Annotated in this window: 13 protein-coding genes; 5 read left to right on the top strand and 8 right to left on the bottom strand. The window is 59.8% G+C overall.

What is annotated here, in order from left to right; translation table 11 throughout:
- A complete protein-coding gene (locus tag B9Z47_RS07505) occupies positions 1 to 1,275 on the top strand; it encodes an McrC family protein (RefSeq protein WP_108330589.1) in 1,275 nt (424 codons plus the stop codon).
- A 47-nt stretch (positions 1,276 to 1,322) separates the two neighbouring features.
- On the opposite strand, the gene B9Z47_RS07500 is transcribed toward B9Z47_RS07505, so the two are convergent.
- Complete coding sequence (locus B9Z47_RS07500; protein WP_233253699.1) at positions 1,323 to 3,170, bottom strand: glutamine--tRNA ligase/YqeY domain fusion protein; 1,848 nt, start codon at positions 3,168 to 3,170, stop codon at positions 1,323 to 1,325.
- Between the two features lie 162 nt (positions 3,171 to 3,332).
- Here B9Z47_RS07500 and B9Z47_RS07495 point away from each other — a divergent pair, with 162 nt between their 5' ends.
- The gene (locus B9Z47_RS07495) at positions 3,333 to 3,710 is read left to right on the top strand and encodes a hypothetical protein (RefSeq protein WP_233253698.1); all 378 of its coding nucleotides are present in this window, start codon (positions 3,333 to 3,335) and stop codon (positions 3,708 to 3,710) included.
- Between the two features lie 16 nt (positions 3,711 to 3,726).
- On the opposite strand, the gene B9Z47_RS07490 is transcribed toward B9Z47_RS07495, so the two are convergent.
- The 4 genes from B9Z47_RS07490 to B9Z47_RS07475 form a co-directional block, all read right to left on the bottom strand.
- A complete protein-coding gene (locus B9Z47_RS07490) occupies positions 3,727 to 4,407 on the bottom strand; it encodes a DUF799 domain-containing protein (protein WP_108330588.1) in 681 nt (226 codons plus the stop codon).
- Positions 4,408 to 4,420: 13 nt separating this feature from the next.
- Entirely contained in the window at positions 4,421 to 4,840 is a 420-nt protein-coding gene (locus B9Z47_RS07485; RefSeq protein ID WP_233253697.1) for a DUF4810 domain-containing protein, read from the bottom strand.
- Positions 4,822 to 5,484, bottom strand: coding sequence for a CsgG/HfaB family protein (locus B9Z47_RS07480; protein ID WP_108330587.1), 663 nt, complete (start codon positions 5,482 to 5,484; stop codon positions 4,822 to 4,824). Before B9Z47_RS07480 ends, B9Z47_RS07485 begins: the two co-directional genes overlap by 19 nt.
- Positions 5,485 to 5,638: 154 nt before the next feature.
- Entirely contained in the window at positions 5,639 to 6,148 is a 510-nt protein-coding gene (locus B9Z47_RS07475; RefSeq protein ID WP_108330586.1) for a TIGR02281 family clan AA aspartic protease, read from the bottom strand.
- Between the two features lie 189 nt (positions 6,149 to 6,337).
- Here B9Z47_RS07475 and B9Z47_RS07470 point away from each other — a divergent pair, with 189 nt between their 5' ends.
- Both B9Z47_RS07470 and B9Z47_RS07465 read left to right on the top strand, forming a co-directional pair.
- Complete coding sequence (locus B9Z47_RS07470; protein WP_108330771.1) at positions 6,338 to 7,162, top strand: undecaprenyl-diphosphate phosphatase; 825 nt, start codon at positions 6,338 to 6,340, stop codon at positions 7,160 to 7,162.
- A gap of 151 nt (positions 7,163 to 7,313) precedes the next feature.
- The gene (locus tag B9Z47_RS07465; protein ID WP_108330585.1) at positions 7,314 to 8,144 is read left to right on the top strand and encodes an undecaprenyl-diphosphate phosphatase; all 831 of its coding nucleotides are present in this window, start codon (positions 7,314 to 7,316) and stop codon (positions 8,142 to 8,144) included.
- Here B9Z47_RS07465 and B9Z47_RS07460 read toward each other — a convergent pair whose 3' ends face one another.
- The 3 genes from B9Z47_RS07460 to mutS form a co-directional block, all read right to left on the bottom strand.
- Positions 8,145 to 8,948: an alpha/beta fold hydrolase gene (locus tag B9Z47_RS07460; RefSeq protein WP_108330584.1), complete on the bottom strand. Its 804-nt coding sequence runs from the start codon at positions 8,946 to 8,948 to the stop codon at positions 8,145 to 8,147.
- A gap of 129 nt (positions 8,949 to 9,077) precedes the next feature.
- Positions 9,078 to 9,905, bottom strand: coding sequence for a proteasome-type protease (locus tag B9Z47_RS07455; protein WP_108330583.1), 828 nt, complete (start codon positions 9,903 to 9,905; stop codon positions 9,078 to 9,080).
- Positions 9,906 to 9,919: 14 nt separating this feature from the next.
- Positions 9,920 to 12,583, bottom strand: coding sequence for a DNA mismatch repair protein MutS (mutS, locus tag B9Z47_RS07450; protein WP_108330582.1), 2,664 nt, complete (start codon positions 12,581 to 12,583; stop codon positions 9,920 to 9,922).
- Positions 12,584 to 12,891: 308 nt separating this feature from the next.
- On the opposite strand from mutS, the gene B9Z47_RS07445 reads away from it, so the two are divergent.
- Entirely contained in the window at positions 12,892 to 14,244 is a 1,353-nt protein-coding gene (locus B9Z47_RS07445) for a hemolysin family protein (RefSeq protein ID WP_108330581.1), read from the top strand.
- Positions 14,245 to 14,285 lie beyond the last annotated feature (41 nt).

The following is a 14,285-nucleotide window of genomic DNA, read 5'->3' as shown; positions in this document are numbered from 1 at the left end:
ATGGTCGGTCTGCGTACTGTCACCGTGCTGGAGCATGAGGTTATCCGTGTCTTCGATTCGGACCCTGTGCCTGATGTCTTGGCAGATGTTGGCACTTGGATAACCGAAGTTGATGCGCAAGCCTTGCTCAGCTTGAATGATTTTCGCCGTGGCTTCTGTCAGCGAGTTTCTGGCGGTATCAAGCTCGCGCAACATTGCGGAATTGTTCGGTTGTCAACTTGCGTGGTCGAAGTCCTGCCCAAAGTAGGGATGGCAGATTCACGAACAATCAACGAGTTGGAGCGCTCCCGCGGTGCATTGCTGGCGATGCTGCATAGCGCTAGGCAAGTTGCGATCACGAAAGTTGGCACTGCACCTCAGCAATCCGTGAGCGCGCCGCTGCTAGATATCTTTATTGAGGCCTTTTTTCATTGCGCACTTGATCAAGCTCGAAGAGGCTTGATCAGCCGATATGTGGTGCATGCTGACGATCTTTCCGTCATAAAGGGACGTTTCCAAGCGCATGGTCACGTTCGTCGCAACCTTGTTCGACCTCACTTATTGCATTGCGAGTACGACGAATTCACCGCCGACAATGCCTACAACCGCGCTGTGCGTGCGACGCTTAATGTCTGTCGAACGTGGGTCATAGCAGCCAGTACTCAGCGCCTGTGGTTCGAGACACATGCCCGGTACGCCAGCATTTCATCGGTGAGGGTGTTGGCGAAGGATGTGGCGGCCTTACCGCGAGACCGCACCACGCAGCGCTACGATCCACTACTCACTTGGTGCGAATTGATATTGGCGATGACCAGCCCGGCGATGAGTTCGGGTACTACGCATGCACCTGGGCTACTGTTTGATATGAACAAGTTGTTCGAGGCACACGTCGCCAAGCTTGAAGAAGACGCAGCTGGACCAGATCAAAGTGTTGTCAGGCAAGGGCCTCCATTGCATCTTGGCGTTCGTGACGCAACCAATGTGTTTTTGCTGAAACCAGACATCACCGTTTGGAAGATTGACCAAAATGGGACCCATTTAGGTATTGATCGCGTGGTCGATGCCAAATGGAAGCACCTAGATCCATATGTCCCTGATTATGGTGTTAATGAGGGTGACGTGTATCAACTTTTGGCCTACGCCAGCCGCTACGGATGTACCAATCTTGAGCTGGCTTATCCAATGCCCGATGGCGAGAAAGCGCAACTTGCACCGCCTACTTTCAAAATATCAAGTTCAGTAAATGATCTCAGCAAAGCGCTTGAGATCAAAATAAAACTGGTTTCGATAGGCTAATTTTGGCGGAGCAAGTGTGCTGATCTATCTTTTAGGTCGGGAGCTTGTTACTTTCCCCAACTGTCCTTCAACCCAGTCACCCGGTTGAACACCGGCTTGGCTCCTGCCACATGTTCCAGGCGGTCCGCCACGAAGTATCCAAAGCGCTCAAACTGAAACTTCTGGTCTGGCTGTGCTTGGGCCAGTGATGGTTCCACATAGGCCGTCACCACTTTCAAACTGTCGGGGTTGAGCGACTGCAAAAAGTCTTTGCCGCCCGCATCGGGGTGCGCTTCGGCAAACAGGCGGTCGTACAGGCGAATTTCGGCCTGCACGCCGTCGGCCACGGCCACCCAGGTGATGGCGGCTTTGGCTTTGACGCTGTCGGCGCCGGGCGTGCCGCTCTTGGTGCCGGGGATCACTTTGGCGTGCACCTCGGTCACGTTGCCTGCCGCGTCGCGTGCGCAGCCAGTGCATTCGATCACGTAGCCGCCTTTCAGGCGCACCACGTTGCCGGGAAACAGGCGTTTGTAGCCCTTGGGCGGCACTTCTTCAAAGTCTTCGCGCTCGATCCACACTTCTTTGCCAATCTGGAACGTGCGGTCGGCTGGGGGCGTTTGGCCTTCGGCGATGGCCGAGTGGGGCAGTGCGGGTTGGGTGCAGGCCTCGGTGTAGCCGTCGCTGCCAAAGGCCTCGGCCCAGTTGGTCAGCACGAGCTTGACGGGGTCGAGCACGGCCATGCCGCGGTGGGCTTTGTTTTCCAGGTCTTCGCGCAGGCAGCCTTCGAGCGTGCTGTAGTCGATCCAGCTGTCGCTCTTGGTCACGCCAATGCGGTCGGCAAACAGGCGCAGGCTCTCAGGCGTGTAGCCCCGGCGGCGCAGGCCCACGATGGTGGGCATGCGGGGGTCGTCCCAGCCGCTGACTTTGCCTTCATTGACCAGTTGCGCCAGCTTGCGTTTGCTGGTGATCACATAGGTCAGGTTCAGGCGGGCAAATTCGTATTGTTTGGGGCTGGGCGCGGCCAGCAGCTTGCACTCGCACAGGCGCTCCATCAGCCAGTCGTAAAACGGGCGCTGGTCTTCAAATTCCAGCGTGCAGATGCTGTGGGTGATTTGCTCCAGCGCGTCTTCGATGGGGTGGGCAAAGGTGTACATCGGGTAGATGCACCATGTGTCGCCCGTGTGGTGGTGGGTGGCGCGGCGGATGCGGTAGATGGCCGGGTCGCGCAGGTTGATGTTGGGCGAAGCCATGTCGATCTTGGCGCGCAGCACGGCGGCGCCGTCGGCCAACTTGCCGTCGCGCATTTCGCGAAAGCGCGCCAGGTTTTCTGCCACGGTGCGGCTGCGGAATGGGCTGTCCACGCCGGGCTTGCCAAAGTCGCCCCGGTTGGCACGCATGTCTTCGGCGCTTTGTTCGTCCACATAGGCGTGGCCGGCTTCGATCAGCGCCTCGGCGGCGCGGTACATGAAGTCGAAGTAGTCGCTGGCTTGATAAGCCTTGTCGTTGCCCGGTTGGCTCCAGTCAAAACCGAGCCATTTCACGGCGTCGATGATGCTGTTGACGTATTCGGTGTCTTCTTTTTCGGGGTTGGTGTCGTCAAAGCGCAGGTGGCACACACCGCCGTATTCCTTGGCCAGCCCGAAGTTGATGCAAATGCTTTTGGCGTGGCCCACATGCAGATAGCCGTTGGGCTCGGGCGGAAAGCGGGTGCGGATCTTGGCCGGGTCGGGTTGGCCCGCTGCGTGGTGCGCGGCGTCACCGGGGCTGCCTGCCCAGCGGCGGCTGGCGTAGGTGCCTTTGTCCAGGTCGTTTTCGATGATCTGGCGCAGGAAGTTGCTGACTTTGTGTTCGGCGGGGGCAGTCACAGAGGCGCTGGAGGGATGGCCGGCGGGGGCTTTGTCGGTGGGGGAGGTCATAGCGCTTGATTTTAGGGGGTGGCCGCGTGCTTTTTGGGGGCGGCTGGTTACGTCTGGAAACCATTGTGAAGCACGCTGCGTGCACCAAACCTGTCGCTGCCGCGCTAAAGAGCCAGGGAGTCTGCTTTCAAGTAAAGCCAACGTGATCAAAGGACTTTTGTCATGCGTCATTCATTCAAATCGTCATTTTCAAGAGTCATGGCACTGCTGGGCTTGCTCGGCGTGGGTTTGGCTCAGGTGGGTTGCGCCCATCCGGTGGTGGTCGAGCCGTCGGTTTCGGTGCACTCGCGCATCGGCCATTTCCCCGTCTACACCCAGGTGGGGGTGCCTGGCCCGGTCATTTACGCTCCGCCGCCCCGGGTGATCTACGCCCCGCCGCCGCCTCGTGTGGTTTATTCGCCGCGTGTGTATGCGCCCGCGCAAATTTGGGGCCACGGGCATGAGCGTGGTCACCGTGGCCAAGAGGGACGCCACCACCGCGAGGAAGAACGTGAGCGCGGCGGAGGTTGGCGGGGGCAGCGCGATCAGTGGCGGCACTGATCGCGCTGGCTACGCTTTAGCGGGGTTTGGCCTCGTCTTCTTGTTTGTAACGTGGTGAGCGCGGGCCATACAGCAGGCCGTCGCGCCGTCCGGCTCGCAGCAGGCGCTGGCTGGTCAGTCCTGCCAGTGGGTGGCTTTGGTCTGTGATGGTGCCCACAATTTGTTTGACGATGGCGCTGACCAGCATCACGGCTGCGCTGCCTTGGTTTCGGTTTTGCTGCTCAGCGGTGCTGGCCGTTGCTTTGCCGGTCCAGAGCACGTTGTCCGTTTTGAGGTCTACCAAGCGGGCCTCGGCCGAGACGGTGGCTTGGCTGTCAATGACTTTGTAGACCGTCCCGTAGCGCGTCATGGTGATGAAAAGTGCTGCATCGGCCCCGAAAATTTCGCGCAGCTTGGCACTGGGCAGATCATGGGCATCTTGGGCCTGTGTGATGCCGTTTTCTTTCAGGGTTTCGTCGACCAGCGAGACAGGCAAGACGTAGTAGCCCGACTCCGCCAGCGGCAAGGTGACCTGCGAGAGCATGCTGTAGGGGGCCCGAATTTCCGGCGTGTTGTTCACCGGTGGCAGCACCAGGATGGATTTGGGGTCACTGGCCTTGTAATGGCTGTAGTCAAAAGAGGGCGCGGGCTTGGTGGCGCAGCCGCTCAGGACGAGCAGGGCCATGGCCGGAGCCAGGAATGGGAGAAAGGGCTTCATGGCGGTGGGCGGTTCACTGGGGTTTGAGTTTGCGCAGCAAGAAATCCACGAAGGTTTGAGATTCCGGGAATTGCTGCTTTTCAGCTTCGAGGTGTTGCTGAAACCGAGCCAAGTCGCCTTGTTTGCCGTAGAGCAAGCCTAGGTGAGCCATGAAGCCGGGCGGTGTGGCCTGGCTTGCAGTGCGCATTTTCTGCAGGTCGTCTTCCATGCGTTTGGCTTGCGTGTCCGGGCTTTCCCGGTCTTGGCGGAAGTAGGTGTCCAGGTTTTTTTCAAAGCCATGCCAGCCGTAGAGCTGGGGTGGTGCCTTGTTGGCACAACCGGCCAGTGTCAGGGCCAGGGCCAGCAGCGCCACTTGGGCTGCACTGCGGGTGGGCTTGTGGAATAGGAATAAGCGGTGTTGCATGGGGGCCAGGCTCACTGCGCAGGACGCCATGCGCCGCTTTCGATGCCGCTGACCAGGTTGTTCACCGCTTCGCGGATGGCCAGGTCGAGAACTTTGCCGTTCAGGGTGGCGTCGTAGCTGGCGGTGCTGCCAAAGCCAATCACTTCGCGCTCGGACAGGCTGTATTCGCCCGCGCCTTGCGAGGAGAACACCACCTCTGAGGTGAGGGTGTTGACGATGTTGAGGTTGACTTTGGCGTAAGCGATCTGGGTTTTGCCCCGGCCCACAATGCCAAACAGTTGGCGGTCGCCCACGTCTTTGCGACCAAACTCGGTCACGTCACCCGTGACGACGTAGTCGGCACCTTTGATGTTCTGGCTTTGTTTTTTGAGGGCAGCTTCTTGCTTGATCTCGGACATGACACTGCGGTCAAGCACGCTGAAGCGCTGCGATTGCTGCAGGTGGGTGACCAGAATGGTTTGTGCCTGACTACCCATGCGGTCTTCGTTGTTGGAGAAGACGCCGCGCATGAACGAGGAGCGGTTGTCAAACTTGCCCACTGAGACAGGCACGCGGGGACCGACGTGAGGACGGGCAGCAGATTCCACTTTTTGGATGGGCAGAGTGCGCGAGCCTTCTTGTACGCAGGCGGTGAGGGCCAGGCAGGTCAAAGAGATGAGTGTGAGCTTTTTCATGGGTTGGCAGTCTTATAGAAGATCGACATTCTAGGTTTGAATATGAGTAATTAAGTATTAAATAAAAGTTTATTTAGACAATGGGTGGAGCCAAGCCATCAAAGGGGCCGAGCATCTGAAAGCCAGACCCGCCAGATTTCAATTCCACCCACCTTCAGCGCCGCTGGCGCAGCACCATCTCGTCGCGGCGGATTTCCACATCAAAGTGTTTCAAAAACGCCTGACCCAGCAGGGCTTGTTCGGGTGGCATGCCGCTCAGGCCCACGGTGACGCTGGTGTCATTGAGCACCAGGTGCCCCGCCCGCACGGGCACGCTGCGCACCAATTGGCCGGGGCGTTGGCCGTTGGCGGTGTGCAAGGTGATGCTCTGGCCCGCAGGCAGCTCAGCCTGGCTGGCCAGCGCCTGGCTCACGCTCACATGGCTGGCCCCGGTGTCCACCAAAAAGCGCACAGGCTGGCGGTTGACTTCACCCTCGACATGGAAATGCCCGTCGCGCTGGCGCGGAATGACCAGATCGCCCGAGCTGAGCGCATAGGGCTTGAGGCTGGCCTGGCGGTTGTGCTCGATGCGATCAAATACCAGGTACAGCACCCCAGCGACAGCCAGCCACACGGCGGCGATGGCGAGGGCGCCTGTGCGGGTGGTTTGCTGGAGAGAAGGCATCGTGGTCAGTACATCAAGCGTGTGCAGGCAGATTCATGCCTGAAAGGGCATCACAAGCGTAACCTGTTGAGTCTTGGCGTTGGCGTGCGTTGCGGCAAAAAGATCTGCGTACCCGTCCCGCTACCAGGTCTTGGCCTTTTGGGGTGGATCTTGCGACGATAATTCATGCAGATTTTTTGGGGAATGCTTGTGGATGTGATGCTGTTGCTGAAGGCCGCTGTGATGGGCGTGGTGGAAGGGCTGACCGAGTTCTTGCCGATCTCGTCCACCGGACATCTGATTTTGGCGGGGGCTTTGCTGGGCTTTTCGGGTGAGAAAGCCAAAGTGTTTGAGATCGCGATCCAGACCGGTGCGATTTTGGCGGTGATCATTGTGTATTGGCAAAAAATCAGCACAACGCTGCGAACTTTGCCTGACAGTGCCGACGCTCAGCGGTTTGCATTGAATGTGTTCATCGCGTTTGTGCCAGCCGTGATTTTGGGTCTGGTGTTTGGCAAGGCCATCAAGGCGCACCTTTTCAATCCGGCTGTGGTCGCCAGCACTTTTATCGTGGGCGGCTTCATCATTTTGTGGGCCGAGCGCCGACAAAGGTTTGCTGTGCGCATTGACGCTGTGGAAGAGATGCGCTGGCAGGACGCTTTGAAAGTGGGCTTGGTGCAGTGCTTGGCGATGATCCCGGGCACCAGCCGCAGCGGTGCCACCATCATTGGTGGCATGCTGTTGGGCATGTCGCGCAAGGCCGCGACCGACTTTTCTTTTTATCTGGCCATTCCCACGCTCATCGGTGCGGGTGCTTACAGCCTGATCAAAGACCGCTATTTGTTGAGTTGGTCCGATGTGCCGGTGTTCAGTGTGGGGCTGGTCGTGTCGTGGTTGTCGGCTTGGGTGTGCGTGCGTTGGCTTTTGCGTTTCATCTCGACCCACAGCTTTGAAGTGTTTGCCTGGTACCGTATCGTCTTTGGTTTTGTGGTGCTGGCCACGGGCTACAGCGGACTGGTGGTCTGGTCAGAATGACGGGTGTTGTTTGCCCGGGCACACCGTTTTGTCACCACAAGCGCGCCTGAGCGGTACAGTGCCGCAGGTTCATGATGGGTATAAAAGTACTCTAAAGAATTATTTTTGGGGGCTGGGGCGATAATCAAACCACACTTTAGGGGAACTGCTTGTGGATTTGATGTTGTTGTTCAAGGCCGCCGTGATGGGCCTGGTGGAGGGGATGACCGAATTCTTGCCGATTTCCTCGACAGGGCATTTGATTTTGACGGCTTCGTTGCTCCACTGGCATGGCGACAAGGTCAAGTTGTTTGAGGTGGTGATCCAGACCGGGGCCATCATGGCCATTGTCTCGATTTATGCACAGCGTCTGTGGAAGACCCTGGTAGGTTTGCCCACCCAACCCCAAGCCCGTCAGTTTGCAGTCCATGTGTGCATCGGCTTTTTCCCCATGGCTTTGGCCGGTGTGCTGTTCATTGATGTGATCAAGGACGTTTTGTTCACGCCCGTGGTGGTGGCTTTGGGGTTCATTGTGGGCGGCTTGGCGATCTTGTGGGCAGAACGCTTGCAACGGATGGGCAGACGAAGCCGTATCAAGGACATGGACGACGTGCGATGGTCTGATGCGTTGAAGGTCGGATTGGTGCAGTGTGTCGCCTTGGTGCCCGGGGTCAGCCGTTCGGGTGCCACCATCATTGGCGGTATGTTGCTGGGTTTTGAACGCAAGGCCGCGACTGAATTCAGCTTCTTCTTGGCCATTCCGATGTTGTTTGGCGCAGCTGCATACGACCTGTACCAACACCAGCATTTGCTCAGTCAGGCGGACATTCCCATGTTTGCCGTGGGGCTGGTGATGTCGTGGTTGTCCGCCTGGTTTTGCGTGCGCTGGCTGTTGCGTTTTGTGGCGCACAACAGCTTTGTGCCTTTTGCCTGGTACCGCATTGTGTTCGGCTTGCTGGTGCTGGGCACCAGCTTCAGTGGCTGGGTGACCTGGGCAGCTTGATCAGGCCCCGATATTTCGCAGTGACGCTTCAATCGCTGCCGCTGTCGCTAGCGGTTTTTCCATCGGGAACAGGTGTGAGCCGTCGAGCATCATGATGCGGCCCTTGACCACCTTGTGGGTCAACTCTTTACCCGCTTGCTGCATTTCGACCGAGTGCGTGCCGCCGATGAAGGCTGCCGGGCATTTGAGCGGGTGACGTTTGAGCAGGCTGTCGAGCTTGTGCGGCAGGCAGTTGTAGATGGCGGTTTCCACGTCGCGGTCAAAGCTGAGCACGCGCTGGCCTTGTGCATCGTGTGTGCCGTGTTCGATGTAGTCGCGCAAAACCTGCGGGTCCCAACGGGCAAAGGCCTTTTTGTGCGCAAAGCTCTCCAGCGCAGCCTGAGCGTCGGGCCAGTGGTTGCGGCGCTTTTGACTGATGCGGCCGGGCGACAGGGCACCGATGAGCGGCGTGCGTTTGGCCAGACCGACTGTGGTAGCGCGCCATCCACCCAGCACGGGCGAGTCGATCAGCAACACGCCACGTGCCAGCTCCGGGTGGCGGGCCGCACACATCAGGCTCAAGATGCCGCCCAGCGAGTGGCCGATCAGAAAGGCAGGTTCGCCCGTGCCTTGTTTGTCCCGCGCAAAGTCAGCCAGTTGCTCCACCAGGTGGGGCCAGTTGTTGCTGACTGGGTATTTCGGATCGTGGCCATACATCTCGACCGCATCGACCTGAAAGCCGCGCTGGCGCAGGTTGTCGAGCATCACCTTGTAAGTGCTGGCCGGAAAGCTGTTGCCGTGCGAGAAGATGATGCGAGGTTTCATGGTGATCTGTTGTGCCGTTGTTCGGTGCTAGGTTTGGGCTTTGTGGGAGGCTGCCCCTGCGGCCGAATGTAGAGGGTGGCGGTGCTGGCATTCGCGAGCAGGGGCTCGCTCCCACAAGCAGGCAGTCGATCAGATCAGTTTCTCGTCTGGGGTGGTGATCTTCTTGAGCAGGGCGTTGCGTGTGGGCGGCACCATGAGCGGGATGTCGGTTGCGCCGCCGTTCCACATCGGGTCTTCGATGCTGTCGAACATCTGGCGCAGCTTGTCGCCCCAGCTGGAGCGCAGCATTTGGAAGTAGGGGTTGTGCTCGTCGATGCACATGATGCGGTCGGTGTGCAGGCTGCCCGCTTTGTAGACCACCATGTCCAGCGGCAGGCCGACCGACAGGTTGGATTTGAGGGTGGAGTCCATCGACACCAGCGCGCATTTGGCCGCTTCGTCCAGCGGGGTGTCGGGGGTGATGACGCGGTCGAGCACGGGCTTGCCGTATTTGGATTCGCCAATCTGGAAGTAGGGCGTCTCATCGGTGGCTTCGATGAAGTTGCCGGGCGAATACACCTGGAACAGGCGCATGCCTTCGCCGCCGATTTGGCCACCAAAAATCATGGACACGTTGAATTCCACGCCCGAAGCCTTGAGGGCGGCTGCATCGCGCTCGTACACCCGGCGCACGGCCGCACCCAGCACGCGGGTGGCGTCGAACATGCTCTTGGCGTTCCAGATGGTCAGCGGTTCGTCCTGGCCGGGCTCCACCAGTTTTTCGATTTGCAGCACTTCGCGCACAGACTGCGAAATGCTCAGGTTGCCTGCGGACAGCAAGGCCATGAAGCGGTCGCCTGCTTTTTCATAGACGATCATTTTGCGGAAGGTGCTGATCTGGTCCAAGCCTGCATTGGTGCGGGAATCGGACAAAAAAACCAGACCGGCGCGGGTTTTGACGGCAACGCAATAAGTCATGTGTCAACTTCGGGTTAATTTTTGGGCAGCAAACGCTGCAAGGCATACAGGGCGTCGAGCGCTTCGCGGGGGCTGAGCGCATCGGGGTTGATTTGGGCCAGCGCCGCTTCCACTGGTGAGGGGCCTGCGGTTTCGGCTTCGGGCGGGGGGGCAAACAGGTCCACCTGCTGGCGGCTTTCAGTAGCCCCGGCTTCCAAGGCGCTGAGCGCGTGCCGTGCGTGGTTGAGCACCGCCGCAGGCATGCCTGCCAAGCGGGCCACTTGCACGCCATAACTCTTGCTGGCGGGGCCGGGTTGCAGCTCGTGTAAGAAGACGATGGACGCGCCCGATTCGGCCGCGCTCACATGCATATTCACCGCCGCCGTGTGCGTGGCCGGGAACTCGGTTAGCTCAAAGTAGTGCGTGGCAAACAGCGCAAAGGCTTGCGTTTTGTTGTGCAGGTGCGTGGCGATGCCGCTGGCGAGGGCCAGGCCGTCAAAGGTCGATGTGCCGCGCCCGATCTCATCCATCAGCACCAGGCTGTGCGGCGTGGCGCTGTGCAAAATTTGCGCGGCTTCGGTCATCTCCAGCATGAAGGTGGATTGCGCATTGGCCAGGTCATCGGCCGCGCCGATCCGGGTGTGGATGGCGTCGATGGGGCCGAGGCGGCAGCGGCTGGCGGGCACGTGGCTGCCGATGCTGGCCAGAAGCACGATCAACGCCACTTGCCGCATGTAGGTCGATTTACCGCCCATGTTGGGGCCGGTGATGATTTGCAAGCGCTGGCGAGGGCCGAGCACCGTGTCGTTGGCGATGAAGCTGGCGCCGGACAGCTCGGCCAGGCGCGCCTCAACCACCGGGTGACGGCCTTGGCGGATTTCGATGCAGGGCTCTTTGGTGAATTCGGGCGTGCACCAATTCAGGGTGAGCGAACGCTCGGTCAGGGCGCACAGCACGTCGAGCGATGCCATGGCCTGCGCCAATTCGGTGAGCGCGGGCACATAGGGCTGCAACTGGTCGAGCAGGCCTTCATACAACCACTTCTCGCGGGCCAAGGCGCGTTCTTGCGCCGACAGGGCCTTGTCTTCAAAGGTTTTGAGCTCGGGCGTGATGAAACGCTCGGCGTTTTTCAGGGTCTGGCGGCGGCGGTAGTCATCGGGCACTTTGTCGAGCTGCCCTTGCGTGACCTCGATGTAAAAGCCGTGCACCTTGTTGAACTGCACGCGCAGGTTGGCAATGCCTGTGCGTTCTTTTTCGCGGGTTTCCAGGTCGAGCAAAAAGGCGTCGCAGTTGGTTTGGATGCCACGTAACTCGTCCAGCTCGGGGTCCAGGCCGTCGGCGATCACGCCGCCATCACGCACCAGCGCAGCGGGCTCTTCGAGCAAGGCCATTTGCAGCAGCTCTGCGCAATGCGTGGGTGGCGTGAGCCAGCGGGCCATGCCGGCCAACAGCGTGCCTGTTTCAGGTTGCAGAGCTTGCAATTGCACCGACAGCGAAGCGGCACGCGCCAGCGCGTGGCGCAGCGCCACCAGCTCGCGCGGGCGCACTTGGCGCAATGCGGTGCGGGCGGTGATGCGCTCCACATCGCTTGCGCCTTTGAGTTGTTCGCGCAGGCTGCTCCAAGCACCGGCACCGCTGTCGCCACGCAACACGGCTTGGGCTTGCAGGCGCTGTTGCGCCACTTGGCGGTCTCGCGGCGGGCTGAGCAGCCAGCTTTTGAGCAGGCGGCTGCCCATGCCGGTCATGCAGGTGTCGAGCAGGGCAAACAGCGTGGGCGAATCCGAAGCGCTTTCCCCGCGCAGGGTTTGCGTCAGCTCCAGGTTGCGGCGGGTGCTGGCGGGCAGGTCAATGAGTGCGTCCGAGCGCTGCACTTGCACCCGCTGCACATGCGGCAGGCTGCGGCCTTGCGTGTGTTCGGCGTAGGTGAGAAGCGCGGCGGCGGCAGCGTGCGCGTCAGCCAGGGCATCGGCGCTCCAGGCAGCGAGCGACGCGGCTTGCAGTTGTTCCAGCAGCTTGCGCTGGCCCAGGCCCGCGTCAAACTGAAAGTCGGGCCGTAGCGCCAGCGCCCAGCTGCCACGCCCCGTGGTTTTGAGGGAGCGCAGTTTTTGCTCAAACGTGGGGGTCATGCCCGCGCTGGCCAGCAACTCGCTGGGGCTGATGCGGTCGACCCAGTCGGCCAGCTCGTCTTGAGCGCATTCGGCCAGGTGCACCACACCTTGCGTGACGCTGAGCCACGCCAGGCCGCAGCGGTTTTTTGCCGCTTGGTGTACGGCCAGCAAAATCGCTTCGCTCTTGTCGGGCAGCAGCTCGGTGTCGGTGAGCGTGCCGGGGGTGACCACGCGCACCACTTTGCGCTCGACGGGGCCTTTGGCCGTGGCCACGTCGCCCACCTGTTCACACAGGGCCACCGATTCGCCCAACTTGATCAGCCGGGCCAGGTAAGTTTCAACCGAATGAAAGGGCACGCCCGCCATGACCACCGGTTGGCCAGCGGACTGGCCACGGCGCGTCAAGGTGATGTCGAGCAGGCCAGAGGCTTTTTCGGCGTCGGCAAAGAACAACTCGTAAAAGTCGCCCATGCGGTAGAACACCAGCGTGTCAGGGAACTCCGCCTTGATGCCCAGGTACTGGGCCATCATCGGCGTGTGGGCGGAATAGTCCGCAGGGCTGGGGGCGGCAGAAGACGTGTCTTTGGGCATCAATGACGGGGCCGATTTGGAAAAAAGTCACCGAATTCAGCGGCGGTGCTCGTGGTGGGAATCTGACCAGGGTGCATTGAGAAATTATCTTGAAATACCAAGCACTTATTGGACGTGCCCGGATTTTATTTAGAGCGCAGACCCAGCCCGGAGTGGATCGGATCCTTGGCCATGTTCATCCGTCTGCGCGGGCATGCACTGCCCGCAGGCACAGTGGATGGGCTCAGTCCGGTGTTCCAAGCGGGGAAGATGACACACATCTTTACAATACCTCAACTTAACTTTGAGGGCTCTGCTGAGCCCCTTGTATGGAAATAGCGATACTTTTTGCCCTTATCTGCCTGAACGGTGTTTTTGCCATGTCCGAGATTGCCTTGGTCACAGCCAGAAAAGCCAGACTTCAGAAGTTGGTGGATGAGGGCGACAGCGGTGCAGCAGCGGCGGTCAAATTGGGGGAAGACCCCACGCGCTTTTTGTCCACCATCCAGATTGGCATCACCTCTATTGGTGTGCTGAACGGCATTGTGGGCGAGGCCGCATTGGCGGCGCCCATGGCCCTGTGGCTCGTGTCTTTGGGCATTGCAGAGGTCTATGCCAGTTTTGCCTCCACAGCCATTGTGGTGCTCACCATCACGTATTTTTCCATCGTCGTGGGCGAATTGGTGCCCAAACGCATCGGGCAGTCTTATCCGGAAACCTTTGCCCGCCTGGTGGCCAGGCCCATCAATTTTCTGGCGCTGGCCACCAAGCCGTTTGTGATTTTGCTGTCGACATCGACCCGCGCTTTGCTGCGCCTGATGGGCGTGAAGGAAACCAAAGGCACGCCCGTGACCGAGGAGGAAATTCACGCCATGCTGGTGGAAGGCACTTCTGCGGGCGTGATCGAGTCGCACGAACACACCATGGTGCGCAACGTGTTCCGTCTTGATGACCGGCAAATCGGCTCGCTCATGGTGCCGCGTGCCGACATCGTGTGCCTCGATGTGGATGATTCGTTTGAAGAGAGTCTCCAGCGCATCGAGGAATCGGACCATGCCCGTTTCCCGGTGGTTCAAAACGGCATTGAGAACATTCTGGGCGTGATCAATGCCCGCCAGTGGCTGGCCCGGGCGCTGAAAGACAAGTCCCAGTCATTGCGTGAGCAATCGCTGCAAATGCCTTTGTACGTGCCTGAAACCATCACCGGCATGGAGTTGCTGGACAACTTCAGGCTGTCCGATGTGCACATGGCTTTTGTCATCGACGAGTACGGCGAGGTGCAGGGCATCATCACGCTGCAGGATCTGATCGAGGCCATCACGGGCGAGTTCCAACCGCGTGACCCGGAGACTTCATGGGCCGTTCAACGCGACGATGGAAGCTGGCTGCTTGACGGACACATTCCTGTGCCCGAACTCAAGGACCGATTGAACCTGGATGCTGTGCCCGAGGAAGAACGGGGACGCTACCACACCCTGAGCGGCATGATCATGCTGCTGACCGGCACTTTGCCCAAAGTGGCCGATGTGGTGGAGTGGGAGGGCTGGAAGCTGGAGATCGTGGACATGGACGGACGTGCCATCGACAAGGTTCTGGCGGCCCGTCTGCCGTCTGCCGATGACGGGGCTGAATCAGCCAAGAACGCAGGGGCTGATGTGTTTGACCACCTGGACCGTGGTTAGTGGATGCAGCGGTTGACCCGTAGGTCAGCCCAAAGCATCAC

Origin of the sequence: Limnohabitans sp. 2KL-1 (assembly GCF_003063435.1) — a bacterium.
Lineage (GTDB): Bacteria > Pseudomonadota > Gammaproteobacteria > Burkholderiales > Burkholderiaceae_C > Limnohabitans_A.
Note: the sequence above shows the minus strand (reverse complement) of the source record. Positions and strands in the feature narration are given on the sequence as shown.